The sequence below is a fragment of the Microbispora oryzae genome (assembly GCF_017896165.1).
Taxonomy (GTDB): Bacteria; Actinomycetota; Actinomycetes; order Streptosporangiales; family Streptosporangiaceae; genus Microbispora; species Microbispora oryzae.
The window spans coordinates 106,993-132,118 of sequence record NZ_JAFCNB010000005.1 but is presented as its reverse complement, the minus strand read 5'-3'; the positions used below and the strand labels follow the sequence as shown (position 1 = coordinate 132,118).

Annotated in this window: 27 protein-coding genes; 24 read left to right on the top strand and 3 right to left on the bottom strand. The window is 70.8% G+C overall.

Annotation, left to right across the window (positions count from 1 at the left end):
- Nucleotides 1-37 precede the first annotated feature (37 nt).
- Entirely contained in the window at nucleotides 38-523 is a 486-nt protein-coding gene (locus JOL79_RS11395) for a hypothetical protein (protein WP_210155724.1), read from the bottom strand.
- A gap of 85 nt (nucleotides 524-608) precedes the next feature.
- Entirely contained in the window at nucleotides 609-812 is a 204-nt protein-coding gene (locus JOL79_RS11390) for a hypothetical protein (RefSeq protein WP_210155723.1), read from the bottom strand.
- Nucleotides 813-1,032: 220 nt separating this feature from the next.
- Between JOL79_RS11390 and JOL79_RS11385 the strand changes: the two genes are divergently transcribed.
- The 23 genes from JOL79_RS11385 (at nucleotide 1,033) to JOL79_RS11275 (ending at nucleotide 19,289) form a co-directional block, all read left to right on the top strand.
- Nucleotides 1,033-1,410 (top strand): hypothetical protein, encoded by a 378-nt coding sequence (locus tag JOL79_RS11385; protein ID WP_210155722.1) that lies wholly within the window; start codon nucleotides 1,033-1,035, stop codon nucleotides 1,408-1,410.
- A gap of 239 nt (nucleotides 1,411-1,649) precedes the next feature.
- Nucleotides 1,650-2,081, top strand: coding sequence for a hypothetical protein (locus JOL79_RS11380; protein WP_210155721.1), 432 nt, complete (start codon nucleotides 1,650-1,652; stop codon nucleotides 2,079-2,081).
- A gap of 181 nt (nucleotides 2,082-2,262) precedes the next feature.
- Nucleotides 2,263-2,517, top strand: coding sequence for a hypothetical protein (locus JOL79_RS11375; RefSeq protein ID WP_210155720.1), 255 nt, complete (start codon nucleotides 2,263-2,265; stop codon nucleotides 2,515-2,517).
- Between the two features lie 249 nt (nucleotides 2,518-2,766).
- Entirely contained in the window at nucleotides 2,767-3,411 is a 645-nt protein-coding gene (locus tag JOL79_RS11370) for a hypothetical protein (protein ID WP_210155719.1), read from the top strand.
- 64 nt (nucleotides 3,412-3,475) lie between these two features.
- Nucleotides 3,476-5,722, top strand: coding sequence for a hypothetical protein (locus JOL79_RS11365; protein WP_210155718.1), 2,247 nt, complete (start codon nucleotides 3,476-3,478; stop codon nucleotides 5,720-5,722).
- Nucleotides 5,723-5,724: 2 nt separating this feature from the next.
- Entirely contained in the window at nucleotides 5,725-6,030 is a 306-nt protein-coding gene (locus tag JOL79_RS11360; protein WP_210155717.1) for a hypothetical protein, read from the top strand.
- On the top strand, nucleotides 6,027-7,544 hold the full coding sequence (terL, locus tag JOL79_RS11355; RefSeq protein ID WP_210155716.1) for a phage terminase large subunit: 1,518 nt from the start codon (nucleotides 6,027-6,029) through the stop codon (nucleotides 7,542-7,544). Before JOL79_RS11360 ends, terL begins: the two co-directional genes overlap by 4 nt.
- A gap of 28 nt (nucleotides 7,545-7,572) precedes the next feature.
- Nucleotides 7,573-9,426, top strand: coding sequence for a DUF7218 family protein (locus JOL79_RS11350; protein ID WP_210155715.1), 1,854 nt, complete (start codon nucleotides 7,573-7,575; stop codon nucleotides 9,424-9,426).
- 166 nt (nucleotides 9,427-9,592) lie between these two features.
- Entirely contained in the window at nucleotides 9,593-10,669 is a 1,077-nt protein-coding gene (locus tag JOL79_RS11345; RefSeq protein ID WP_210155714.1) for a structural protein, read from the top strand.
- The gene (locus tag JOL79_RS11340) at nucleotides 10,669-13,296 is read left to right on the top strand and encodes a hypothetical protein (protein WP_210155713.1); all 2,628 of its coding nucleotides are present in this window, start codon (nucleotides 10,669-10,671) and stop codon (nucleotides 13,294-13,296) included. Before JOL79_RS11345 ends, JOL79_RS11340 begins: the two co-directional genes overlap by 1 nt.
- A 6-nt stretch (nucleotides 13,297-13,302) precedes the next feature.
- The gene (locus JOL79_RS11335) at nucleotides 13,303-13,647 is read left to right on the top strand and encodes a DUF2190 family protein (RefSeq protein WP_210155712.1); all 345 of its coding nucleotides are present in this window, start codon (nucleotides 13,303-13,305) and stop codon (nucleotides 13,645-13,647) included.
- 12 nt (nucleotides 13,648-13,659) lie between these two features.
- Nucleotides 13,660-14,877, top strand: coding sequence for a phage major capsid protein (locus JOL79_RS11330; RefSeq protein WP_210155711.1), 1,218 nt, complete (start codon nucleotides 13,660-13,662; stop codon nucleotides 14,875-14,877).
- Between the two features lie 2 nt (nucleotides 14,878-14,879).
- Nucleotides 14,880-15,191: a hypothetical protein gene (locus tag JOL79_RS11325; RefSeq protein ID WP_210155710.1), complete on the top strand. Its 312-nt coding sequence runs from the start codon at nucleotides 14,880-14,882 to the stop codon at nucleotides 15,189-15,191.
- 1 nt (nucleotide 15,192) lies between these two features.
- Nucleotides 15,193-15,522: a hypothetical protein gene (locus tag JOL79_RS11320; protein ID WP_210155709.1), complete on the top strand. Its 330-nt coding sequence runs from the start codon at nucleotides 15,193-15,195 to the stop codon at nucleotides 15,520-15,522.
- Nucleotides 15,523-15,532: 10 nt separating this feature from the next.
- Nucleotides 15,533-15,901, top strand: a complete 369-nt coding sequence (locus tag JOL79_RS11315; RefSeq protein WP_210155708.1) for a hypothetical protein — start codon at nucleotides 15,533-15,535, stop codon at nucleotides 15,899-15,901.
- A gap of 8 nt (nucleotides 15,902-15,909) precedes the next feature.
- Nucleotides 15,910-16,344, top strand: a complete 435-nt coding sequence (locus JOL79_RS11310) for a DUF6093 family protein (protein WP_210155707.1) — start codon at nucleotides 15,910-15,912, stop codon at nucleotides 16,342-16,344.
- A gap of 3 nt (nucleotides 16,345-16,347) precedes the next feature.
- The gene (locus JOL79_RS11305; protein ID WP_210155706.1) at nucleotides 16,348-16,797 is read left to right on the top strand and encodes an HK97 gp10 family phage protein; all 450 of its coding nucleotides are present in this window, start codon (nucleotides 16,348-16,350) and stop codon (nucleotides 16,795-16,797) included.
- Nucleotides 16,790-17,224 carry a hypothetical protein gene (locus JOL79_RS11300; RefSeq protein WP_210155705.1) on the top strand — a complete coding sequence of 145 codons (435 nt, stop codon included), beginning with the start codon at nucleotides 16,790-16,792 and terminating at the stop codon, nucleotides 17,222-17,224. The genes JOL79_RS11305 and JOL79_RS11300 overlap by 8 nt, the downstream gene beginning before the upstream one ends.
- A gap of 70 nt (nucleotides 17,225-17,294) precedes the next feature.
- Nucleotides 17,295-17,621 carry a hypothetical protein gene (locus JOL79_RS11295; protein WP_210155704.1) on the top strand — a complete coding sequence of 109 codons (327 nt, stop codon included), beginning with the start codon at nucleotides 17,295-17,297 and terminating at the stop codon, nucleotides 17,619-17,621.
- An 11-nt stretch (nucleotides 17,622-17,632) separates the two neighbouring features.
- The gene (locus JOL79_RS11290) at nucleotides 17,633-17,866 is read left to right on the top strand and encodes a hypothetical protein (RefSeq protein WP_210155703.1); all 234 of its coding nucleotides are present in this window, start codon (nucleotides 17,633-17,635) and stop codon (nucleotides 17,864-17,866) included.
- A gap of 3 nt (nucleotides 17,867-17,869) precedes the next feature.
- Nucleotides 17,870-18,349 (top strand): phage tail tube protein, encoded by a 480-nt coding sequence (locus JOL79_RS11285; RefSeq protein WP_210155702.1) that lies wholly within the window; start codon nucleotides 17,870-17,872, stop codon nucleotides 18,347-18,349.
- Nucleotides 18,349-18,891, top strand: coding sequence for a hypothetical protein (locus JOL79_RS11280; RefSeq protein ID WP_210155701.1), 543 nt, complete (start codon nucleotides 18,349-18,351; stop codon nucleotides 18,889-18,891). Before JOL79_RS11285 ends, JOL79_RS11280 begins: the two co-directional genes overlap by 1 nt.
- Before the next feature lie 53 nt (nucleotides 18,892-18,944).
- A complete protein-coding gene (locus JOL79_RS11275) occupies nucleotides 18,945-19,289 on the top strand; it encodes a hypothetical protein (protein ID WP_210155700.1) in 345 nt (114 codons plus the stop codon).
- Here JOL79_RS11275 and JOL79_RS11270 read toward each other — a convergent pair.
- Nucleotides 19,286-19,879: a DUF4190 domain-containing protein gene (locus JOL79_RS11270; protein WP_210155699.1), complete on the bottom strand. Its 594-nt coding sequence runs from the start codon at nucleotides 19,877-19,879 to the stop codon at nucleotides 19,286-19,288. The two genes, JOL79_RS11275 and JOL79_RS11270, sit on opposite strands and share 4 nt — an antisense overlap.
- A 72-nt stretch (nucleotides 19,880-19,951) precedes the next feature.
- Between JOL79_RS11270 and JOL79_RS11265 the strand changes: the two genes are divergently transcribed.
- On the top strand, nucleotides 19,952-25,126 hold the full coding sequence (locus tag JOL79_RS11265; protein WP_210155698.1) for a coiled-coil domain-containing protein: 5,175 nt from the start codon (nucleotides 19,952-19,954) through the stop codon (nucleotides 25,124-25,126).

The window sequence follows — 25,126 nt, the reverse complement described above, 5'->3', positions numbered from 1 at the left end:
GAGAGCACATTCGGCGGCTAACGTCCCAGCCCGCTGGTCAGGCCGTCTTACGCGGCCGGCCTGCGCGCCGCTCCCAGCCCTTCGCGAAGTCCATCACGCTTTCCAGCGTGAAGATCGGCCCCATGCTGAGCCGCGAGACGGGCGGCGGGAAGTCCGGGTGCGTCTCGGCGAGCTCGCGGGCCCGCTGCCGAGACACCTGCAGGACTGTCGCGATCTCGGCGTAACCGAGCAGCTCGGGCATGGCAGGCTTCGGCGCGGTGTCGCCACGGCCGGCCCGGATGCCGAGGAACGGCAGGACGTCACCGAGCGCCTGGCGGGCTGCGTCGGTGAGGGCCTTGGACGCTCGGGCCGCGGCTTCCCGAGGGGTGCGGGCCTCGACGTCGAACGCGATGATCACGCTGCGGGTCATCTCGTCGTCGGTGATGGTGCTGAAGCCGGGCAGGGCCAGGGCGAGGGCCTCGCGCTGGTCTTCGGTGAGGGCTTCGGGGGTCACGCTGGTGACCTCGGTACGCCACGTGGGCATGATGGGTTCGGTCCTTCCTTTGTCGCCGTCGAACGATGTGGGACGGATGGCCCGGGGGCCGCGCCGATACGCGGCCCCCGGGGGTTCACTCCCCGCTGGGCGGGAAGTCCAGCCCGGCACCTCGCAGGGCTCCGATCAGCTGCACCCACTCGCGCGCTACCTGGGGGGTGCGCACGGCGGTGACCGTGATCAGGTCCCGGCGGAAGTACCACACGCCGCGCTCGGTCTGCCAGACCTTGAAGCCCTGGCGGACTGCCGCTGCGATGAGCTGGTCCATCCTGTCTGCCATTTGATTCTCACCTCATTCCATTGTCGCCGTCAAGGATTATCCTGCCATAAATTCTATCCTGTGACAAGGGTTAGTGCTCGATGGATTCGAGGAGGCGGGGGCCGGAGAGGCAAGAAAAACCTTGTCATAAACAAGGATAGTGTGCCATAATAGACACGTCGGCAAGGGGGTCGGAACCCCAAACCGACAGGCAGGTTGAAAACTCAAGAGAGGAGAAACGGTGACCTCAGATCACCACGAAGAGCGCGTCAAGGACCTCATCACCCGATGGGCAACCCTCCACCTGGGACTGGTCAAGCTACTCGAAGAGCTCCCCGTCCCGATCGCCATCCCCGCCATCAGCGAGGACCTGGTGAGCGACACGCTCAACGCCACGGCACACGCCGCTGAGATAGTGCTCGACCAGCCGATCAGCGACCGAGCCCGAGACCTCATCGCCCAAGCGCTGACGTTCTGGCTCGCCGCCCACGACCTGGTCGTCTCATTCGACGCGACGGACCAACCGTGGAGGGCACGCGCCGCATCCCTGGCACTCCAGCAGGCAGCGGCCCTGTGCGTCCTAGCCCTCGACGAGCTGGACGACACGCAACCCGAGTGATCACCTCGCCGCCCCGGGCAACCAGCGCGGGGCGGCACCCCACCGCTCTCACTCTTGAACTTCAGCCCGGCCCGGCACCTCACATGAGGAAGGGACCGGCGAGGCGGAGCGCCCCGAAAACGGGGCACTCTACATCGGAAACCTCGCCGGTCCCTGCAGGTTGAAAACCCCTCCGAGAGGAGCCTCAGCGCCTATCGTAAGCCGAACCCAGCCAGGCGCAGCGCCAAATTGGAGCGACATTGACCGGCCCCGCCCGCATGATTCTCGCCGTCACCGCCGCCACGGCAATAACCGCCGTAGCGACCATCGGCATCCTCACCGCGGCCGGCCCTCTCAGCACGAACGCCGCACCGGCCGCCATCGGCGACGCTTGCCGCACCTTCGTGGCCGCCTACAACGACGCCGCCGGTGAGGCGAAGCGCGAGAATGACGCCACCCTGCAGACTCAGCTCGCGCATCCGATCCGCGTGGCCGACGTGTGGAAAGCCAAACACCAGGCGGCACTCGAAGCGGCCGCACTCAAGGTCCAGAATCTGACCGGCGACTGGGGCAACGTGGCTTGGCAGCTCGTCCAGGCCGCCAGCGTTATGCAACCCACGAACCTCGACGACGGCCTTGCCCAAAAGGACAACGCGCTGTCCGCCGCGCAAGCGGCCTGCGTCGGAAGGTGACCTAGGGCTCCGACCGGCCACGCTCGGACGGGCGCCCACCCCGGCCACGCGCATGTATTGGGCGACCGGAACTTGCGCAACACCCTGACCAGGTGCGACAGTAGGCCACTGAAAGTGGTGATCAATGCCCTCGGACCTCGATCTGGCCGAGGGCTTTCGCATGTCCAGGGGGTGAGCACCCGTGGACGACCAGCCTGAACCCACCACCTACGCCGCGGCCGCCGCCCGGCTCGACCGGACAGCCTCCACCCTCCGCGACTGGGTCACCCGCTACAACGCCCGCCGCCTCGGCACCGTCGGCCGGCTGACCTACGTCGACTTCCGCGACGTCGCCACCATCGACGGCTGCATCTACCGCGGCGAACCCGTTCCGCCCACGCCCGAGGAGCGCGACCAGCTGCGCGCGCAACGCCGCGCCGCCGCACGCGCCGCCTGAAAACGAACGCCGCCCCCACCCCGCCCCGGGGGCCGGCGACAACCGGGGTCCCGCGCCGGCTTCCCCGTACGACACGGGCCCCGGCCCCCGGTGCAGGCCCGGCCGTACGGCTGGGGGGTCCACGGCCCGGGCCTGCACCACCCCCCCTTTTGACCTCGGCTCGCCGGACGCTGTCCACGGGCGGCGAGCCGAACCACACCTCACCCCAGCCGCACGCAGCGGCTACCCCCGCATGCCCAGGAGGACATCGTGGCCATCGAAGCCGCCAACATCGCCGAGACGGCCCGCATCACCCGGGTCATCGAGCTCACCACCCCGAAGTGGGAGGAGCAGCGCCGCGTCCTGGACGACGCCAGGCGCCTCGACGTCGCCGTCTGGGTCGGCCGCGCCCGCGTCGACAAGTACCACGGCGAGCCCACTGCCGAGGAGATCGCCGGCGGGCTCGCCGTGCCGTACGAGACGGTCGTTGGCACCCCGCAGCTGCTCACCTACGGCGGCGCCAGCAACCTGTGGGAGTGCCTGCTGGGCAACGGCACGAGCACGGCTGGGCAGAGCCTGACGTTCTTCAACAACAGCAACGCCTACCTCGGTGTCGGGAACAACAGCACCTCCTCGGCCGCCGCCGCGACCCAGACGAACCTGCAGGGCTCGTCCACCCTCCGCAAGGCGATGGACTCGACCTATCCCCAGCACACGGACGCGACCACCTCCGGCGCCGCGTCCACCGTGTTCCGCTCGACGTTCGGCACTTCGGACGCGAACTTCGCCTGGGAGGAGTGGGGCATCTTCAACGCCTCCAGCTCCGGGCGCATGCTTAATCGGAAGGTGGAGTCTCTCGGCACGAAGTCCTCGGCCGCCTCATGGGTGCTGACCTGCACGTTGTCCCTGAGCTGAGGATCGGCGGCGGACACGCCGCCCCCGCTCACCTGATGCACCCGCGAGCGCGCACCACCAGGGGGTGACGTTGCTCCGCGCGAACACCTTCTCTGGCGGCTCCAACGGCACGACGATCACCACGGGCAACTCTGGCGGCTCGAGCGGGGACGCGTTTCAACTCGTCGGCGGGTCACCGACCTACACCTCGACCAACGCCACTGGGAACCGCGCGCCCATGGCGGCGAGCATGCCCGGCTCAGGTACCACCCCCAGCCTGGAGTGGCAGGGCCTGACCCTGGCCGCGCGCACCGTGTACATGCGCGCGTACATCCGGTTGGCCGCGAACCCGCCCTCGCAGATCTACCTCGGTTACGCGTCCAATTCCGCCTACAGCGCCGCGAATTTCATATCAATCTCGTCGTCCGGCAAGCTTGAGATCCGGAACAACGGCAACACGCTTCTCGGCACCGTCGCCACAGCGATCACGCTGAACCAGTGGGTGCGGGTCGAGGCCAAGCTCGTGATCGGCACGACGACCAGCAACGGCGCGGCCGAGCTGCGGCTGTACAACAGCGCCGACTCGGATACGGCCACCGACAGCATCACGCTGACCAGCAAGAACCTGGGCACTACCCTCCCCACAGTCGTCGGCTGGCAAGGCCTCGGCACCGCCTACACCCTCGACGACATCGGCGCCACCGACGTCGACTGGCTCGGCCCGGTTGTCTCCGCCCCCGTCGACAAGACCGCCAGCGACAGCGGCTCACTGTCGGAGTCGCGCAGCCTGACCGCGTCCACGGGCCGCGCTGACACCGGCGCCCTTGCCGAGTCTGCGGCGGTCGAGCAGACGGCCGCGGCCGCAACGTCGGACTCCGCCACCCTGGGCGAGACATCCGCCGCCGCTGCGGCTCTCGCCGCCACCGACACGGGCTCCGTCCAGGAGACCGCGACCGTCGCCCTGTCCACGGCCGACAGTGCCGCTCTCGGCGACCAAGCGGCCGCCGCGGCTGCTCTCCCCAGCGTGGACCAGGGTGTCCTCAGCGAGACGACAGCGGTAGCCTCCGCCAGCACCCTCACGGACTCGGCCGTCTTCGTCGAGCAGTCCGCCCCGGCGGCCGCCCTCGCGATCGGGGACAGCGCCGGCCTGGGCGAGACGGCCACCATCACCGCGCCGGCGGCAGAGGCCGCACAGCTCGACGAGCAAGCCTCTACCGCGGCCGCGCTGTCAGCCGGCGACGCCGCCGCCCTTGCTGAGCAGCCGATCATCGGCCAGGACGTCACCGACCAGGCGGCGGCAGACGAACAGGCCGCGGTCACCGCCACGGCCAGCGGAACAGACGCCGGGACGCTCGCCGAGACCGCCACCCTCGGCATCCCCGCCGCAGACGCCGGCGCGGCCGACGACAGCGCTGCCCTCACCGCCGATGTAACCAGCACCGAAGCGGCGTCCCTCGACGAGCTCGCCGACGTCGCCCGCACCGAACGCACGTCCACCTCCGACGAAGGCGCACTCACCACCACCAGCAGCCTGGACGCCGCCACCGGCGCGGCGGACTCCGCGCAGCTGCTCGACGCCAGCACCGCGGCCGCCACCCTCACCGGCGCAGACCTCGCGGCCCTCGACGAGGTGGCAGCCGTCCAGCAGTCCGCCGGCCCGGCCGCCGGCGACGCGGCGGCCCTGGACGACTCCGCGACGGTCACCGCCACCACGGACCTCGCGGACGGCGCGCTGCTGGCCGACGCCGCGAGCATTCACCTCGCCCTCGCCGACGCGGCGTCGCTCGACGACAACGCCACCACCGAGGAAACCGCAGGCCCAACCGCTGACGACGCGGCGTCCGTCACCGACACCGCCGACCTGACCGCGCAGCCCGCCGGCCCGGATGAGGCGGTCACCAGCGAACACGCCGACCTCACCGCGACCATGTCCGGGCAGGACCTGGCCACGCTCGCGGAAACGGCATCCGTGACCGTGCCCGGCACCGACCTCACCGCTGCCGACACCGCAACGCTGGACGACCTCGCGCAGGTCCTCGCCGCGCCTGCGTTGACCGACGCCGCGCTGGCCGCGTTCCTCGCCACAGTCGCCGCGCAGGCCGGCACCGCCGACGGCGCGGTGATGGCCGAGGCCGCGGCCGTGACCGTGCCCGGCCAGATCGACGACATCACGATCCGCCCGGCCGCCACCAAGCGGCTCTGGCGCGGCCAAGCATCGGGCCGCCGCTGGTCCGGGCAGACCCGCACCGGCGGCTGGCCGCCCGCGACAGGGCCCGGCCGGCCATGGTCCGGGCAGACCGGCCGCAGCTGGGACACACCGGAGGGGAGCTGACAGTGCCTGAACGGATCCCCCGGGAGTCGCGGGAGTACCTGCCCGTCGCCGTCGAAGGCGACCAGGCCCTCACCGGCCTTCCCGTCGAGATGCAGGTCCTGCCGTACGGTGTCCGCCCCGGCGAAGACGAGTGGCAGCAGGCCGCGTGGGACGTCGACGACGACGGCCAGACGATCGCGAAGATCCTCATAGGCCCCGGCACGGGCTTCGACTTCTCCGGCGCGCCCGGCACCTACATTCCGTGGGTGCGGGTCACCACGGATGACGAGGCCCCGGTGATCGAGGGGCAACCGCTGGACATCACATGACCGTGCTGTCCCCCTGGGAGGTTGCCTCCAGGCAATTCCAACCACCCGCTGAGCCTGAGGCCCCGAAGTGGGCCACGCCTGGGCAGCTCGCCCTGGCCATCGACCCGACGACCATCCAAACTCCCGCGCTCGACCTCATCGACGCCGCGCTCGTCGACGTCGCCGAAGGCCGCTGTGACCGGCTCGTCATCACGATGCCGCCTCAGGAAGGGAAGTCCACGCGGGTTACCACCATGGGCCCGCTGTGGATGCTGACCCGCAACCCCGACCTCCGCATCGCGATCGCCTGCTACGCCCAGGACCTCGCCGACGAGTTCGGCCGCAACATCCGCAACCACATCACCACCAACGACGGCACCGACGAAACCCTCGACCTCGGGCTGCGGATCGCCCCCGACAACGGCGCAGCCCGCCGCTGGCGCCTGGACGGGCATCGCGGCGGCGTACGCAGCGTCGGCATCACCTCCGGCCTGACCGGCAAGCCGGCCGACGCTCTGTTCATCGACGACCCGATCAAGGACATGCGGGACGCCGACAGCAAGGCCTGGCGCGAAGTGGTGTGGGGGTTCTGGCAGGCGGTCGCCAACACCCGGCTGGCGCCCGGCGCCCCCGTGGTGATCATCCTGACGCGCTGGCACGAAGACGACCTCGCCGGCCGCGTGCTGGACGCCGAAGACGCCGGCCGGTGGCGAGTCCTCAACATCCCCGCCCAGGCCGACCACGACCCGGCCAAGGGTGAGGCCGACCCGCTGGGCCGGGAGCCGGGGCAGTTCCTCCAATCGGCCCGCGGCCGAAGCGTCGAGCAGTGGCAGCAGATCCGCGTCGCGGTTGGCTCCCGCGTCTGGAACGCCCTCTACCAGGGCAAACCCGCCCCACCTGAGGGTGACCTGTTCAATCGGGCGTGGTGGCGCGAGTACCGCGATCCCCGCTGGGTGGTCCGGGACGACGGCTCCCACTGGGCGATCGGCGCCGACGAGCTCCTGCTGTCGTGGGACATGACGTTCAAAGACCTGGACTCCTCTGACTACGTCGTCGGCCAGGTGTGGGGGCGGTGGGGGCTGCAGGCGTTCTTGCTGGACCAGATCCGCGCCCGCATGGCGTTCGTGGAGACCCGCAAGGCGTTCAAGGCGCTCGCCGCGAAGTGGCCGCAGGCCGTGTTGAAGCTGGTCGAAGACAAGGCCAACGGCACAGCGGTCATCAACAGCCTGGCCCGGTCCGTGCAGGGGATGGTTCCCGTTGAACCGGACGGCGGGAAAGCGGCCCGCGCGTCCGCCGTGGTGCCGTTCATCGAGGCCGGGCAGGTATTCCTTCCCGACCCGAAGCTGTGCCCCTGGGTCGGCGACTTCATCGACGAGGCGGCGGCGTTCCCCAACGGCGCGCACGACGACCAGGTCGACGCGATGTCTCAAGCGCTGAACCGGCTACTCCTTGCCCCGCTGTTGTCCGGTGACCACATCGTCGGCGATGAGGACCTGGACGACGAACTCGACGGATACGAGATATCGCCCTACTGACCGTGGATCGCCAGGGGAGGTGAGCCGGATGGCCGTTGTAGCCGCCCTTCGGGAGTCGTTCGTCCTGCCCATCCGGGAGGGCCTGGCCCGCCTGACCGGTAACGCCGACCTCGCCGAGCAGATCCGCCAGGAACGCGCAGACAACGCCTGGCTCCGCGAAAGCATCGGCGACCTCGAAAACCGCATGTACGAACCCGGCTGGCGGCGGCTGACCGCCCTCGCCGAGCAGGAATTCACCCGCGACGGGCTCCGGCAGATCACCGCCGTCGCCCGCGTCAGCACCCTCAAGTCGCCCCTCCTCAAGCGCGGCCTCGCCCTGCGGACCGCGTACGTGTGGGGGCAAGGCGTCCACATCGTCGCCCGCGACAAGAAGGTCAACGACGTCGTCCAGCGTTTCCTCGACGACCCCGGTAACCAGCGCGCCCTGACCGGCGGCCAGGCCCACGAAACACTGGAGAGGGGCCTGTTCACCGACGGCAACGTCATGTTCGCCCTGTTCACCGCGCCCACCACCGGCCGCGTCCAGGTTCGGCGCCTGCCGTGGGACGAGATCGTCGACGTCATCACCAACCCCGACGACGCGTCCGAACCGTGGTACTACCAGCAGGACGGGTGGACCGAGCGCCTCGACCCGGCCACCGGCGCCGTCATCACCGAGCGGCGGATCGTGTTCTACCCCGCCCTCGGCTACAAGCCGAAGTCCCGGCCGAAGACGATCCGCGGCCGGGACGGCAGCACCGGGCCCGTCCGATGGGACGCCCCGGTCTACCACGTGCGTGTCGGCGGCCACGACGGGTGGAAGTTCGGCCTTGGCGACTGCTACGCGGCGATCGACTGGGCCCACGCCTACAAGGACTTCCTGACCGACTGGGCGCGGCTGGTCAAGGCGTTGTCGCGGTTCGCGTGGAGGCTCACCAGCAAGGGGTCCAAGCAGCAGGCCGCACGCGCCCGGATCGCCGCCGCCCCGACCCGCGACCCCGTCACGGGCGACGCCCAGCACGCCGGCGCGACCGCCATCATGACCGCCGACATGGCGCTGGAAGCCGTCCCCAAGAGCGGGGCGACCATCGACTCCGAGTCCGGGCGGCCGCTCGCCGCGATGACCGCCGCGGCGCTCGACGTACCCGTGACGATGCTGCTGGGCGACCCCGGCACCACCGGGGCCCGCGCCACCGCCGAAACGCTGGACACGCCGACTGAGCGGACCATGGAGCTGCGGCAGGACGTGTGGGCCGACGCCTACCAGGCCATCCTGCGGCACGTCATCCTGGAGTCCGTCCGCGCCCCGCAGGGCATCCTCAAGGGCGTCATCGAGGTCGACCCCTACGACGGGCGGGAAACCGTCAGGCTGCGGGGCGGCGCCGACACGATCGTCGACATCAGCTTCCCCGACGTTGACGACGTCGACATCGCGACGCTGGTGGACGCGATCGTCAAGGCCGATTCGACGTCGCACTTCCCGCCTGAGGTGACCGCCCGGCTGCTGCTGGAGGCTCTCGGCGTGCGGGACGTCGACGGGATCCTCAAGAAGCTGACGGACGCCGACGGCAATTTCGTCTCCCCAGGGGTGTCGGCCGGTCAGGCTGCGGCGGACGCGTTCCGCCGCGGTGAGGACCCGGCGAGCGTCGCGGGGAACGCCCCACCGAGACCACCGAAACCACGCCAGGACGCGGGAGACGGCGGCGGCGCGCCGGTCAGCGAAGCCGGCGCCGGGCATGTGCGCGGTATCACCTCCGGCCGGGAGGACACCTACCGGGCGCTCCGGGACCGCGGGTACAGCAAGGCGAAAGCCGCGAAGATCGCGAACGCGGGACGCACGCGCGAGCAGCGGTCCCGCATGGCCAGGAAAGCTGCGCGGACGCGGAAGGCGCGAGGCGGGTGAGCCTCCACGTCATCCCGCTCGGTGACCTCATCGAGCACGAAACCACCGACACCTGCCCATGCGGGCCGCAGCAACGCCCACTCGAGCGTGAGGACGGCTCGATCCGGCCGGCGGTCATCCACCGCCCCGTCGACGGCCGTGAGGCGCATGAAACGAGGTGACCGCCATGCCGATCACCCGCAAAACGCTCCGCCTCATCGCCCGCATGCGACGGGCTGTCGACCGCATCACCGACGACCTCGTCCGCGGCCTCACCGCCTCCTGGGTCCACACCTGGGACGACCTCTCCCCCCTCTTCCTCACCGCCGTACAAGACCTCCTCAGCGGCAGCCCCGACCAGTGGCCGGCGCGCGGCACCGTCCTACGCGCCGAACGCACCCTCCACGCCCTGGAGCAGTCCAGCGCCGCCCTGGAGCGGCTCGCGACCCAGGTCCGCGACGACGTGCCCGCCGCCGCCCGGCAAGCCGCGACCATCGGCCTGACCGGGCAGACGGACATCGTGTCCTCCCAGCTGCCGTACGGTTCGACACTCCCCGCCGCCGCCGAGCACCGGCAGCACCAGGCCGACGCCGTCGACACGATCGTCCGCCGCACGGCCGAACAGGTCACCGTCCGCGCCTGGCACCTGGAACCCGCCGCGACGGAAGCGATGAAACGCGAACTGGTCCGCGGCGTCGTCACCGGCGACAACCCGCGCGACGCCGCGGACGCGATGGTGAAACGCGTCGAAGGGCAGTTCAACGGCGGGCTCAGCAGGGCCCTGGTGATCGCCCGCACCGAGACGCTGGACGCGCACCGCCAGGCGGCGGAGATCGGCCAGCAGGACCACGCCGACGTCCTCGACGGCTGGGTGTGGCACGCGGAGGTCACCGGGCCGAGCCGCGCCCGTACGTGCCCGTCCTGCTGGTCGAAGCACGGCACGCTGCACCCGATGTCGGAGCCCGGCCCGCTGGACCACCACCAGGGCCGCTGCTCCCGCACCCCGAAGACCAAGTCTTGGGCCGACCTCGGCTTCGACCTGGACGAGCCGGCCGACGAGCTGCCCGACGCCCGCGCCATCTTCGACAGCCTGCCCCGGGAGGAGCAGCTGCAGATCATGGGTCCCGCCCGGCTCCAGCTCCTCGATGACGGCGCGATCGAGTGGGCCGACCTGTCCGTGCGCCGCACCACACCGGACTGGCGGGATTCATGGCACGTCACGCCCGTCGCCGACCTCATCGACCGCACCCGAGAGGAGGCGTGATGCCCAACCAGCCGCTCGCAGAGTCGCGTCTCCTCGCCGAGGCCGCCACCACCAGCATCGACCAGCTGGGCAGACGCCAGCGCCTGCTGCTGATCTCCGAAGGCTGGGGCAGCTCGGGCTACTACTCGGCGGACGTCCTCCGCCGGGCCGCCCCCCTGTTCGAGGCAGGCATCCACCAGTACATCGACCACCCGACCCGGTCCGAAGATGAGGAGCGGCCGGAGCGGTCGCTGCGGGACTTGGCCGCCGTGCTGGACAGCACCGCCGTGTATGACCCGGCCGAGCGCGGCCTGTTCGCCACGAACGAGGTGCTCCCCGCCTACCAGCAGTTCCTGGCCGAGATGAAGAAACACATCGGCGTATCCATCCGGGCGTCCGGCACCGTGGAGTATGGGCAGGCCGAGGGGCGCGAAGGGCCGATCGTCACGGCCATCACCTCGGTGGAATCGGTGGACTTCGTCACGAAGGCGGGCCGCGGCGGCCGGATCGTCGAACTGCTGGAGTCCGCCCGCGCCCAGGCCCTCGCGGAACGCGGGACCTGGAAGGAACAGGACCACCCGCGCGGCTACCACGGCCGGTTCGGCCACGGCGGCGGCGCCTCGCACACCGGCTCCGACCACGGCGGCGGGGGGTCGAGCGGCCACACCCCCACCACCGGGGCCGGCTCGACCGGCGGCGGGGGAGGGTCCGGCCGCGGCATGCCCAGCGTGCTCGCGACCACCGAGGTCCCCCTGAAGTCAGGCGGCACCCTCACTGTGGACCGCCACCAGGACGGCGACCGCATCACCCTCACCCACAACGGCCACACCACCGCCATGAGTAGGGACAACGCCCACACCCTGGCCCGGCAGCTCGACCTGGCCGACGACTGGGACAAGGGCGACGAAGAGTCCTTCGACGGTGTGGGCCGCATCCACAAGACCGGCGCCGGCCAATACGAAGTCACCCTGCACGACGGCGCGACCCTGAACCTGACCCGGCGGGACAACGTCAAGCTCGAACAGGCGCTGGACGGCCTCGACTCCGCGGCCCGCGTCGACACGGGCAACGGCGACCTCGACGTCTACTCACCCGCCCGGAAAAAGATCGCGTTCCGCATGCTCGGCACCGACGGCACCCCAGTCGAAGCCGTGTTCGACCGGGCGTCCTGGACGAAGGTCGACCGGGCGATCGACCGGATCATCGACGACATCGACGACCCGGACATCACGAACCCGACCACGAAGCGGGAACTCACCACGAACCTCGGGAAGGTGTCGGTCGAGATCCACGGCACCTGGACGGGCGGCAGACCGCTGAAGGACCGGCTGGAGATCCTCCCGGAGCAGGGCGACTGGGGCATCGTCGTCGACGGCCCCCAGCAGCGTGACTGGCATGACGCCGTCAGCACCATCTCCACGAACAGCGGCATCAGCGAGTCCGCCGCCCCGCCCGCCGTGCCAACCGAGACCACCGCCAAGGAGCACACCATGCCCGTTCCGCTGGCCGAGTCCAGGAACATCGGCGCCTGGATCGAATCCCGCCTGCACCTGGCGTTCACCCAGCTGGCCGACGACATGTACGGCAACGGGCGGCTGACACGCGAGGAGCGGATCAGCCTGTCCGGCGGCATCAACCAGGCCCTGATGGCGTTCACCGCCGAAGTGCAGGCCGCGCAGCCGCAGCTTTTCCAACGCGACCTGTACGACGACCCCGACGCTGAAGAAGCGGCCCCGGCCGCGATGTCGGAGGCCGCGCGCCGCCTGGCCGAGGCGACCGGCATCACCGCGAACGACCTGCGTGATGCCCTCAACCAGGCGCTGCGGGACACCTACGGCGGCAAGGACATCTGGGTGTGGGTCCGCGACTACACCGACGAGTGGGTCGTGTTCTCGCTGGAGGACAACACCGAGCCCTCCGACGGGGGCCTGTTCCAGCAGCCGTTCACCCTGACCGGCCGCACGGTCACCCTGACCGGCGAGCCGGCAGAGGTGACCGCCGTGACCACCTACGAGCCGCAACCGGAGCCCGCCGACCGCGGCACCGGGACGACCACCAACCGCACCGCGCCGGGCACCGCGCCGGGCACCGCACAGATGGAGGAGGGCGCAATGCCCGAGATGACCGAGGAGCAGGCCCGGCAGCTCGCCGAGGCCGCGACCCTGAAGACCAGCCTGAACGAGGCGATCGCCCGGCTCGACTCCGCCACCGGGCAGATCGCCCAGCTGACCGAGCGCGCTGACGCGGCCGACGCCCGCGCGGACGCCGCCGACGCCAAGGCCCAGCGGCTGGAGAACGAGAAGACCGCCCGCCGCCTCGTCACCGAGGCACTCAAGAACACGCCCGGCATCCCCGCGGCCAGCCAGGGCCGCCTCATCGAGTCCGTCCTGCGCGACCTGCCCACCACCGACACCGGCGGCCTCGACACCGACGCCTTCACCACGGTCGTCGAGTCGGCCATCACCGACAAGCAGACCGAGATCGCCTCCCTCCTCGAGGAGAGCGGCGCCGGCCACGTCCGCGGCCTCGGCGAGAGCCGCGCCGAGCCCCTCACCGAGTCCGACTTCGAGACCAGCCTCGCCGAGAGCTTCCAGCGGCTCGGCCTCAGCGACGACGCCGCCAAGATCGCGGCAACGGGAAGGCGGTAATCACCAATGGCGACCAACAACGTCCACATGTGGAACGAGACCCTGCGCGTGCAGTGCACCGCACCCACCACCCCAGCCTCCGGTGACCCTGTGGTGTTCGGGCAGCTGCCCGGCGTCGCCCTCACCGACGAGGACGACGACGGCTACACCACCATCGCGCTCGACGGCACCTGGAACCTCCCCGTCAAGGGTGAGACCACGACCAACGCGGCCATCTCGGCCGGCGACACCCTGTACTACGACCTCGGGGTCATCAACAAGGACTCCACCAACGGCACCCGCTTCGGCTACGCCCTCGCTGGGGTGTCGTCCGGCGCCACCACCACCATCCCCGTCCGCGTCGGCTACTAGGAGACCAACCCCATGACGCTCACCCTCGACGCCGGCCCCGGACTCGGCCTGCTCGACACCTACACGGGCGGCACCGACGACGCCTCCACCGGCCGTATCTACGCCGGTGAGGGCCGCCGCATCAACCGCCGAACCCAGGACGCCCGCTACCAGCGTTCCCTGTCGGAGGCGCTGCGGTTGTACGAGCGGGTCCTGACCGGCAGCCGCCGCGCCGCCCTGGACTTCCAGGAGGCGATGACCCGCTCGGATTTCCAGTTCCTGTTCGGCGACGTCCTGGACCGGCAGCTGCTCGGCAGCTACAACACGATGCCGGTGAACTGGTCGATCACCGCCCGCCGCGGCCGGGTGCGGGACTTCCGCACTGTCAAACGGTTCACCCTCGACGGCGGTAAGGGCGTCCTGGCCCCCGTCGGCGAGCTGGAGCCGTACACGGCGCGGGCGGTCGTCGACGGCGCCTACGAATACGCCATCGGCAAGCACGGCGCGGAGATCCCCATCAGCTGGGAGACGGTCGTCAACGACGACCTGGACGCCCTGTCGGAACTCCCGGGCGCCCTGGGCCTGGCCGCGCGCCGCACCGAGGAGCGTTTCGCGACCGCCCTGTACGTGACCTCCTCCGGCCCGAACTCCACGTTCTTCTCCAACGCGAACAAGAACCTGATCAACGCGACGGTCGGCGGCGCCGACGTGCCGACCAACCCGGCGCTGACGATCAGCGGACTGCAGTACGCGATGCAGATCATGGGCCAGCAGGTCGACTCCGACGGTGGCCCCATCTACGTCCAGTCCGTCGTGCTTGAGGTCCCCCCGGCCCTGGAGGTCGCGGCGAACAACATCATCAACTCCACGGAGATCGTCTCGGCCACGGGCGGCGGCGACGGGACCGGCAACGACCAGCTGCGGGTGCAGAACTGGATGCGGAACCGGGTGACCGTGCGAGTCAACCCGTGGCTGCCGATCATCGACACCACCACGGGCAACTCGGCGTGGTACCTGTTCGCCTCCCCGTCGTCGGGCCGGCCCCCGATGGAGGTGGGTTTCCTCATCGGCCACGAGACGCCGGAGCTGTGGATGAAGTCGCCGGACGCGGTCCGCGTCGGCGGCGGCGCGGTCAACCCGGAGGAAGGCGACTTCGAGCACGACGGGATCCGCTACCGGGTGCGGCACGTCCTCGGCGGGACGCTGATGGACCCGAAGATGGCGGTCGCCTCGACGGGCGCCGGGTCCTGACCATGGCGCTTCCGCGGCCGATCACCGGAGCTGAGGAGTACCTCGCCGCAGTGCATGAGCGGCTGGGGGAGACGAACGAGTTGCTGCGCGCCCTCATCGACCGCGCCCCGGCACAGCCGGACCAGCAGGCCGACAACGGCGTGGTCGAGCTCCGCGAACCGGCGGAATCGGCGGCGCCCGGGCCGGGCTTTCCCGCAGCTGCCCCGGCCTCCGGGAACGACCAGGCGGCGCCTACCTCCGCTGCGAAGCGCCCTGCCCGCCGTTCAGGCGGGCAGGGCCGGTCCCGCACCAGCACGAAGAACACGGAGACCTGACATGGGCATCACCTCCAAGGGCCAGCCGTCTGGCCTTGCCACCCTCAACGCATCCGGGCAGCTCCCCGCCTCGCAGGTGGCCCTTCAAGGGTCGGCCACCCTCGATTTCCCCTCGATCTCCGCGGGGACCGTCGCCACGCTCACCATCACCGTCGCCGGCGCGGCTGCCGGGGACCGGGTGGCGGTCGGCGCGCCGACCACCGTCAACGCCAGCCTTATGTGGTGCGCCCATGTCAGCGCGGCGAACACGGTCACGATCCGCCTCTACAACCCGACCGGCGGCTCGATCGACCCGTCATCGGCGACCTGGAAGGTTTCGGTCTTCCAGTAGGAGGCGGCGCATGGCGATCGACTACGAGTCGGATGTCGGGCGGGTGCGTCTCCTCATCCCGGACACCGACGAGCCGAACCTGCTCCTCGACGACGCCCAAATCCGCGGCTACCTGGCCATGGAAGGCGGCGACGTCAAACTCGCCGCCGCCCAGGCCCTCGACGCCGTCGCCAGCTCCGAGGCGCTGATCAGCAAGAAGCTCACCACGATCGACGGGGCGTCCACCGACGGGCCCGCCGTCGCGGCCGAGCTCCGCGCCCGCGCGCAGGCGCTACGGGACCAGGTCGCCGAAGGGCTGGGCGACGACAACGCCGGGCTCCTCATCGTGGACTTCGACCCGGCCGCCGCATACCGCCGCCACCACCGGCACTACTGGTGAAAAGGGGGGTGATCCGGGTGCCGTTCGCCGGTCACACCCCCATCCACCCCCGCTGGTCGGAGCACCACCGGCCGACATCGACCGGGCTGCAGACCGCCCGCTGTCAGATCACCCGCACCACCGCGGGGGGCGCCACCGACGCCAACAACGTGTGGCACCCCGCCGCACCGGCCACCGTCTACACCGGCCCCTGCAGGGTCGGGTCGGCGCCTACCGCCAGCCCGGCCATCATGGGCGACCGGCAGGTGTCCACGACGGTCCACACGGTCGCGATCGAGTGGGACGCGGCCGAGGTCCTCGAGGGCGACATCGTGACCCTGCTGGAGGCATCCGTCCCCGGCCTGGCCGGGCGGCGGTTTCGCGTCACCAACGCCCGCTACGCCTCCGAAGGCTGGGAGCGGATCTTGGCCTGCACTGATGACCTCACCCGGCGGGAGGTGTGATCCGTGGACGCCTCCTGGGACGCCTCCGAGGTCAACGACCTCATCAAGGTGCTGGTCGCGGCCGGGCCGAAAGCTGACGCCTTGTGCTCGGTGGTGGTGCGGAAGACCGGCTTCGACACGGTGGCCGGCGGGCAGGACCGGGTGGCGGTCGACACCGGGCACCTGAAATCGACGATCGGCGTGGACTTCGACGACGACGGTCTCGGTTTCGAAGCCGGCCCCACCGCCTCCTACGGAGCCCACAGCGAATATGGCACGAAGCCGCACGTCATCCGGCCGCGGAACGCCAAGGCGCTGCACTGGGTGAACGAGCACGGCGACGACGTGTTCGCCCGGGTGGTGCACCACCCGGGCACCAGCCCGCAGCCGTACATGCGGCCATCGTTCGACGCCGCGATCGAACCGCTGCCCGAGATCCTCGCCCAGGTCGGACAGAAGGCCCTCGATGGGTGACGTCGCCCCGAGCGCGCCGCACACCGCCGCGGTGGTCGCCGCGCTGGAAGCCGCCGGGGTCCTCGTCGGGCGGGCCACGGCACCCGAGGGGGGCGGCTGGCAGGGCGAGCCCGGTCACTCGCCTTACGTGCCGTACGCGGTGATCTACCCGTCGCCGGGGGTGCCGGACGGCAACGTCGCCGAGCCGGTGGCCTACCTCGACTACACCGCGCAGATCAACTGCTGGGGGGCGGACGCCGACCAGGCGGAGACGTGCGCGGACCAGGTCAGGGCCCCGCTGATCGGCAAACGGCTGACCGTGCCGGGCCGGTCCTGCTACCCGGTGCAGCAACCGCCCGGGTCACCTCCGACCGCCCGGATCGACACCCCTCCACCGCCGGAGTTCCGCGCCGTGGTGGAGATCGCCTTCCGCTCCCAAGCCGTCTGACGGCCCCCATTTCGTGGCCCGGCATCACCTGATGCGCGGGCTGTTTCGCATGCCCTGAAGGAGCCCCCGCATGGCTACCCATGGACCTCAGGTCGCGGTCGTCAACGGCGCCGCGATCACGATGCATCCGGCCGCGGCCGGGGACAAGGTGTCCGGGATCAAGAAGACCACCCGGATGACCGTCGTCAACGACGGCGATTCCTCGGTCACTCTCACGATCGACCCGCCCGGCACCACCGAGTACGGGGTGGCGAACCCGGCCAAGACGTACACGATCCCGGCGACGAGCACGTTCCAGCTGCTGCTGCTCCCGTCGTACCGGGACCCGGCCGACAGCAACCTCATCGCCCTGTCGTGGTCGGCGACGACCGACGTGACGTGGGCGGTGATCGGCTGATGCCCGCCCGGATGATCAAGGTTCGGTCGAAGCTCAGCGGCGACACCACATACGTCTCCGAACAGGCTTTCCCGCTGTTCGCCGAGTACTACGAGCGCGTCGACGCCGCCCCGGCCCCGACGGCGGGGACGCAGGCTTCCGCGCCCGCCGCCGGTGAGAACCCCCCGGCCGCGCCCACCACACCGGCCGCCCCTCCCGCCCCCGCGCCCGCACGCCGCGCCCCCGGCAAGAACGACAAGGAGTAACCCATGTCCGACCTCCTCGGCGACGGCAACATCAAGGTCACCGTCGTCCCGACCTTGTCCAACCTCTCCAACCCCCCCGCCGCGGAGCTCAACGCCGGCGTCGACCTGCAGGAAGTCCTGACCAAGGACGGGCTCGACATCAGCCCCGAGCAGGCCGCCGTTGACAACACCTCCCTGGCGTCCCGCGACGAGACCGAAGACGCGGGGACGACGAAATACTCCCTGGAGCTCACCGTGAAGATCCAGGAGGACGAGGTCGACGACGTCGGCACGACGACCCTCGTCGACCGGCAGAAGCTCTACTTGGCGGTGCGCCGCAACCGCCCCCACGAGGACGACTACGAGGCCGGCGACCCCGTCGAGATCTACCCCGTCCGCTGCGGCCGTCCCCGCAAGCAGCCGCCGGCCATCAACACGCCGCAGACCTTCAAGGTCAAGCTGTTCAACCACACAGCGCCGGACCCGGTCGCGGTGGTCGCCTGATGGCCGACCAGGCGGCCCCGACCACGCTGGGTATCGACGCCATCCTCGGCAAGATCCAGCGGCCCGAGCGGACCTACCGGCTGTGCCTGCGGGCCGACCTGCAGTCCCAGTGGGAGGAGACCGAGCGGCAGCTCAAGCTCGCCGAACGGGAGAACGTCAACTCCCTGGCCGGGAAGTCGAAGAAGACGCGTGAGCTGGCCCAGCAGTGCCGGGCGCTGGAAGAGGAGATGGAGGCCAGCACCGAAACGCTGCTGCTGCGCGGCCTCTCCGCCAAACGGTTCTCCGACCTGCTGGCCGCACACCCCGCACGCAAGGGCAAGGACGAGATCTTCAACCCGGACACCTTCGGCGTCGCGCTGCTCGCGGCCAGCGCTGCGGCGCCGGAGATGACCGAGGAGCAGGCGGGGCGGCTCGTCGACGCCATCACGCAGGGCCAATGGAACGACCTGTTCAACACGTGCTGGCTGCTCAACAGGAGCTCCGTCGACGTCCCTTTCTCCAGGAGCGCCTCCGAGCATCTGCCCGGCACCAAGACGAGCTGACCCTCGCCCGCGCCTACCAGGTGCCCCGGTCGGTCCTCCTCGGCCGCCGCCGCGTGTCGGAGACGACACACGAGTATGAGCCTGACCTGGTAGACGAGACCGGCGCGGTCGTGCTCCGCGGCCGGCTGATCCGGTCGGTCACCGTGCATGACGCGGCGTGGACCGAGGAGGACCGGGCCTGGGCCCAAGCGGACAAGGCTAACGCCGCGAGCATGTGCCCGGCCGGGTGCGGCAACTACCTGGACGAGTCGACCGACCCTGACCGTGCGGGGCAGTGGGAGGTCCCCCAGCCGACGGTGTGTTTCGCCTGCCGGGCGCTCGAGAAGGCCAAGGCCCCGTACCGGGCCAACGACGTGGAACCGGGGCACCTGTTCCACGCCCGCCTGCAGGAGCGTTAGGGGGCGCAGGCGGCGATCTCGTCCGGGCTGGTGGCCTTGTTCACGCAGTCCATCATCTGCTGCTGGCTGTCCTTCACGCTGTCGGTGTAGGTGAGGATGGTCCGGGCGTTGTTGAACGCGCCGAGCAAGGCGAAGATGCCGAGCAAGATCGCGAACGCCGTCATCCGACCGTTGGTGGCGCGACCGCGGCTGACCCGGGCCTGCCCGGCGGCGCCGAGCGCGATCGCGACGATCGCCAGCGGCCCGCCGACGAAGAAAAGGATCGGCACCCAGGCGCAGGGCACAGCCACCAATGCGCAGATGATCGCAGCCAAGCCCAACCCGTTGCGCGGCTCCGCTGCCGGCGGAGGCGGATACCCGTGCGCGGGCTGGGTGGCGTAGAAGCCGGGCGGGGGCCCCTGCGGCGGGCCCTGGTACGGCCCCTGCGGCGCGTACTGCTGCGGGTAGGGCGCAGGGCCGGGCCGGTGACCGCCTAACGGCGGCAGGGGCTGCTGCGGCCCCTGCGGGCCGTAGGGAGTGCTCATGAGGTGCTCCAGAGGGCTGGGGGCCGACAGGGCGTAGGACGCCTCGCACGCCGGATCGGTTGGCACGCTCCCACACCATCACCCCCTTCATCCGGAAATCAGCCGATACCAGACCCAGGCCGCGAGGGGGTGAGCTCCTTGGCGGACCGCACCGTAACGGTGAAACTGCGCCTCGACAACAAGAGCTTCATCGCCGGCCTGGCCCAGGCCGAAGCCGCCGCCAAACGGTTCCGTGACAGCCTCGAAGGACTGTCGGACCCCTTTAAGGGCCTGCCCAAAGAGTGGCCGCTCCCGAAGATGCCGAAGGAGCTGCCCCTCCCCAAGGTCCCCAAGGACCGCCCGACCAAGGACGGCGACGAAACCGCCGGCGCGTTCGCCCGCTCCTTCTCCCGCCGCCTTGAGACCGCATTCCGCGCCCTGCCGAAGGCGCAGGTCAACGCCGACTCGACCGACGCCCAGATCAAGGTCCAAAAGCTCCGCGGCGCCCTGCAAGAGCTGTCGACCAAGACGGTCGGTGTCGACATCGACGCCGCCACCGCCCTGACCGAGCTCCAGGCCATCAAGTCGGAACTGGAGACCGTTGACACCTCCTCCGACATCGACCTGCGGATCGACACCAGCGCCGCGCTCGGCGAGATCACCGCGCTGCAGGCGGAGGTCGACCGGTTCACCACCGACCAGGCGCAGCGGCAGCTGGACCAGCTGCGGGCGCGGATGGACTCCCTCAGCGGCCGCACCATCGGCGTGGACCTTGACGCGGGCGCCGCGAAGGCGGAGCTGGCCGACATCCAGCGGCAGCTCGAAAGCCTGAACCGCACCAACGTCAACCCCCGGCTGCAGGTGGACTCTGCCCGCGCCCTGGCCGATCTCCGCACCCTGCAGGACGAACTGAACCGCCTCAACGCCGACCAGGCGCAGCGGCAGCTCGACGACCTACGCGCCCGCCTGGACACCCTGCGGGGCCGGACCATCGGCGTCGACCTGGACGCCGGCGCGGCGAAAGCCGAACTGTCGGAGATCCAGCGCGCCCTGGAGGCGCTCAACCGCAGCAACGCCAACCCGCAGATCCGCATCGACAGCGCCCGCGCCTTGGCCGACGTGCGGACCATGCAGGCCGAGCTGGCCCAGGTCGGGTCCCGCACCGCCCGCCCGCGGGTCGACGCCGACGTGTCCGGGGCCCTGCGGAACATCGGGCTCGTCGCGGCCGCGCTGGCATCCCTGCCCGCGGCCACGACCGTGGGTGTCGCCGCCGCGGCGTTCGGCGCGGCCGGAGCCGGCGCAGCCGGGTTCGCCGCGGTCGCCGTGCCCGCCCTCGGCCGCGTCAACGAGGCCCTCAAGCAGCAGGAGTCGTCCGCCGGCGGCGCCGGCGGGGCGGCGGAGTCCCTGGCGTCCAAGCAGGCCCGCGCCGCGCAGCAGGCCCTGTCCCTGGCCGAGGCCAGCGACCGGGTCCGCGACGCCCAAGACGCCGTCCGGCAGGCCCAGCAGCAGGTCGCCGACGCCGTTGAGCAGGCCGCGTCCCGCCAGGAGTCCGCTGCTCGCCGTATCGAGGATGCCGAACGCGGCGTCGCCGACTCACATCGCGCGACGCAGCGGGCCGTTGAGGACCTGACCCGGGCACGGGAAGAAGCCCAGCAGAAGCTCGAAGACCTCGCGCTGGCCACCGAAGGTGGGGCGCTGGCCGAGGAGCGGGCCCGGATCTCCCTGGCCCGCGCCCAGTCCGACCTGGCCAAGGCCAACGTGAACCCCGCGACGTCGCAGATCGACAAGCAGGACGCCGCGCTGCGGGTGCGTGAGGCCGAGTTCGCCCTGAAGTCGGTGCAGGCGCGGAACGCGCAGCTCGCCAAGGAGCAGGCCGACGCGAACGCCAAGGGCGTCGAGGGATCCGACCAGGTCAGGGCGGCCAAAGACAACGTCGCGTCGGCGACGCAGCGTGAGCAGGACGCCGAACGTGACCTGCGTGACGCCCGCGTCGAGGCGGCCAAGACGGCCGTTGAGGGCCAGCGATCCATCGCCGAGGCCCAGGCCGCCGTGATCAAGGCGCAGCGGGACGCGCAGCGCGCCGCTCAGCGGCTCAAGGTGGAGCAGCTGCAGGCTAAGGCGGCCATGCAGCAGACCGGCGGAGCGGCCGGCGGTGCGGCGTCGAAGATGTCGGAGTTGTCCAAGGCCGAACAGGGCCTGGCGAAGGACATCAAGGCGTACCAGGACGCGTCCGTCGCCTGGCAGCGCAGCCTCGAAGGGGACGTGTTCCCCGCGATCTCCGGCGGGCTGGCACTGGTCCAGTCGCAGCTGCCCCGGATTTCGCCGCTGGTGCGGACCGCCGGGCGGTCATTCCTCGACCTGGAGAAAGACGCCGGGCGCGCCCTCAAGGCGCCGTTCTGGGGCGAGTTCCTGTTCGATCTGAACACGGCGATGCCCCGGGCGATCGAAGGGTTCGGGCACACGGCGGGGAACATCGTCACCGGCGTGGCCGGGTTCTTCGACGCCCTGCTGCCCCACACCGGTGCCGTCGTCGACTCCATCGAGGACGCCTCCAAGAGCTTCGCCGACTGGGGCAAGGGGCTCCGCGGTAACAACGAGTTCCAGGCGTTCGTCGACTACGTCTCCACGAACGGCCCGAAGGTCCTCGGCATCGTCGAAGACCTCGGGGCCACCGTGTCTCACATCCTGCAGGCCGGCGCCGGTGCGGGCAGCAGCACCCTGGACGTCATCGCGGGGATCGCCGACCAGCTGGCGCACCTGTCGCCGGAGCAGGTGCAGGCGGTCGCGTTGGGCGTCACCGCCGTCGTCGGCGCCGCCCGGGCCGGGACCGCGCTCAAGCTCGGCGGCTGGCTGCTGCTGGCCGAACTGCTGGGCAAGATGTCGCCGGGGCAGATCCAGGCGGTCGCGGTGGCGATCTCCGGCGTCATCGTGGCTGTCAAGGGGTACCAGGCCGTCACGGGGGTCGCCGAGTGGTGGGGCGGCCTCAGCGGCGGCATCGGGAAGGCCGGGAACGCGGCGGGCACCGCGACGGGCAAGTTCTCCCGGCTGAAGGATGTCCTCGCCGGAGGCGGGTTCGCCGCCGGGGCCGGCGCCATCGCCGTTGCCTTGGGCAACATCGACCGGGAGCTGTCCGGTCTCAACCCCGACGTCGCGACCCTGACCAAGCACCTCGACGCGTTCACGAAGGGCGGCGCACCCGCCCAGGACGTCCTGGACCAGCTGGCCGGGTCGACCAGCGTGCTGCGGGACATCCCCGGCGTGCCGGTACTCAACGACCTGTCCGACCTGGGCGAGGTCATCCGGCAGATGGGCTCCGACGGTGCGCTGGACCAGGCGCAGACCAAGCTCGGCGCGTTCCTCAACACCCTCGGCGGGCCCGTCGGGGTCACCCTGGACCACGGGGCGGAACGTCTGGCCAACGTCGACAAGGCCCTCGCCGGGCTGGTCCAGTCGGGCAACGCCTCCGGCGCGGCGTCCCTGTTCGACGGACTGACCAAGCAGGCGAGGGACGCCGGGATCCCCCTGGAGAAGCTCCAGGGCCTGTTTCCCCTGTACAGCAGCGCGGCGTCGGCCGCGGTCGGCCCGACGAATGACATCGCCGGCGCGGTCGATATCGCGACGCAGCGGATGGACGCGTGGACCAAGTCGGTCGACACGTTCTCCGGCCGGACGGACGCCGCCCGCGCCACGCAGGAGATGTCGTCGGCGTTCCGCGACGCCCAGAAGGCGATCGCGGACGCCAACGGGCAGCTCGACATCAACGCCGCGAAGACCGACGCCCAGCGGGACGCGATCATCCGGGCCCGTGACCAGTTCATCGGCTACCTGCAGAAAGTCAGGGAAGGCGCGGACGCCCAGAAGGACCTGAGCGGCCGCACCTTCGACGCGACGAAGTCGGTCCTCGAGCAGTTGCCGCACATGACGAAACTCGCGGGCAGCAACAAAGAGGCCCGCGACCAGGTGCTGCTGCTGGCCCAGGCGTACGGCATTTCCCGGGATGACGCCATCAAGGCGGCCAAGGGCGGGCAGCAGCTGCTCGACGTCTTGAAGAAACTCAAGCCGGTCGACGTCCATGTGAATCTGGAGCTGAACGGGGCGTACGGGCAGCTGAACAAGTTCCTGGCCACGATCGGGGCGTCGACGCCGAAGGTCGGGGTCGGCGTGTACAAGAACGCCGCCGGCGGCGTGTACGCCTGGCAGGCGGGCGGGGTCGAGGCGTATGCGGCCGGTGGCAGCCGGTCGACGCCGCCGATGGTCGCCGCCCAGCCGACGATCCTGTTCGGGGAGGGGAAGGCGAAGGAGTACTTCATCCCGACCGACCCCACCTACCGCGGCCGGGCGGTGGAGTTCCTCACTCAGGCGGCCTCCGACCTGGGCATGCAAGTGGTGGTGCCCGCGTCCGGGACGTCCGCGCCCCGCGCGGTGACCAAGGGAGGTAAGACCACCGCCACCGCGACCACCAGTTCGGGTTCGGGCTCGGTGGGGTCGGCTGCGTCCACCGGCGGGGCCGGGGATGTGGTGGTGGTCAACCTCGACGACGTCGAGCTGGCCGTCGGATACACGGCGCGGCTGGTGACCGGCGCCGTGACCGAGGCGGCGTCGACCACCGCTCAGGCGGCCGACCAGCTGGGCGACACCGTGGACTCCTCGGTGTCGGGGTTGCAGACGTCCATCACGACGCTGACGTCGTCGATCACATCGCTGGCGTCGTCGGTGGATGGCCTGTCGGCGGCGGTGACCTCCGCGGGGTCGGCTGCCGCGGCGGGAGGCGGGAAGACGAGTACCTCGTCCTCCTCGTCGAAGGCATCGTCCTCCTCCTCCTCGTCGTCGGTGAGTCGCATCGTGGTGGCCGCCGTGGCAAATGCCCTCGGGGGTGTGGCGAAGGCGGCGCTGACGTCCGGTAAGGCCACCGCGTCGGGGTCGCTCGGCCAGGTGTCGGGGTCGCAGTCGAAGCCCGTCGTTATCACCAACCTGCAGACCTACGCCGACGGGGGGCTGGCCACCGGCCCGGTCCTCGCCGGTGAGGACGGCTGGGAGGTGATCGTCCCGGTGTCGGCGGCGCGCCGTGACCGCGGCCGCGAGACCCTGCACCAGGCCGCCCGCATGCTGGGGGAGAACCTGTCCCCGGCACGGGCGGCACCTCGTTACTCGCCCGCGTCCGGCGGGGCGCAGCTCACCGTGGCGATCGACGAGTCGTTCGTCCGCCGCCTGGAAGCAGCCGTCGCCAAGGCGCGTGGGGTGAACTTCACCATCACCAACCACAACCCCGTCGCCGAGTCCACCAGCACGTCGATCAACCGGGCCGGGCAGTACGTCAGCAACCTGGGGGTATGA

Excerpts from the sequence above, each read along its gene's own strand:
- JOL79_RS11395 (WP_210155724.1), bottom strand. The coding sequence starts at position 523 with ATGCCCACGTGGCGTACCGAGGTCACCAGCGTGACCCCCGAAGCCCTC.
- JOL79_RS11390 (WP_210155723.1), bottom strand. The coding sequence starts at position 812 with ATGGCAGACAGGATGGACCAGCTCATCGCAGCGGCAGTCCGCCAGGGC.
- terL (WP_210155716.1), top strand. The coding sequence starts at position 6,027 with ATGACCGTGCTGTCCCCCTGGGAGGTTGCCTCCAGGCAATTCCAACCA.
- JOL79_RS11350 (WP_210155715.1), top strand. The coding sequence starts at position 7,573 with ATGGCCGTTGTAGCCGCCCTTCGGGAGTCGTTCGTCCTGCCCATCCGG.
- JOL79_RS11345 (WP_210155714.1), top strand. The coding sequence starts at position 9,593 with ATGCCGATCACCCGCAAAACGCTCCGCCTCATCGCCCGCATGCGACGG.
- JOL79_RS11340 (WP_210155713.1), top strand. The coding sequence starts at position 10,669 with ATGCCCAACCAGCCGCTCGCAGAGTCGCGTCTCCTCGCCGAGGCCGCC.
- JOL79_RS11335 (WP_210155712.1), top strand. The coding sequence starts at position 13,303 with ATGGCGACCAACAACGTCCACATGTGGAACGAGACCCTGCGCGTGCAG.
- JOL79_RS11330 (WP_210155711.1), top strand. The coding sequence starts at position 13,660 with ATGACGCTCACCCTCGACGCCGGCCCCGGACTCGGCCTGCTCGACACC.
- JOL79_RS11325 (WP_210155710.1), top strand. The coding sequence starts at position 14,880 with ATGGCGCTTCCGCGGCCGATCACCGGAGCTGAGGAGTACCTCGCCGCA.
- JOL79_RS11320 (WP_210155709.1), top strand. The coding sequence starts at position 15,193 with ATGGGCATCACCTCCAAGGGCCAGCCGTCTGGCCTTGCCACCCTCAAC.
- JOL79_RS11315 (WP_210155708.1), top strand. The coding sequence starts at position 15,533 with ATGGCGATCGACTACGAGTCGGATGTCGGGCGGGTGCGTCTCCTCATC.
- JOL79_RS11300 (WP_210155705.1), top strand. The coding sequence starts at position 16,790 with ATGGGTGACGTCGCCCCGAGCGCGCCGCACACCGCCGCGGTGGTCGCC.
- JOL79_RS11295 (WP_210155704.1), top strand. The coding sequence starts at position 17,295 with ATGGCTACCCATGGACCTCAGGTCGCGGTCGTCAACGGCGCCGCGATC.
- JOL79_RS11290 (WP_210155703.1), top strand. The coding sequence starts at position 17,633 with ATGATCAAGGTTCGGTCGAAGCTCAGCGGCGACACCACATACGTCTCC.
- JOL79_RS11285 (WP_210155702.1), top strand. The coding sequence starts at position 17,870 with ATGTCCGACCTCCTCGGCGACGGCAACATCAAGGTCACCGTCGTCCCG.
- JOL79_RS11280 (WP_210155701.1), top strand. The coding sequence starts at position 18,349 with ATGGCCGACCAGGCGGCCCCGACCACGCTGGGTATCGACGCCATCCTC.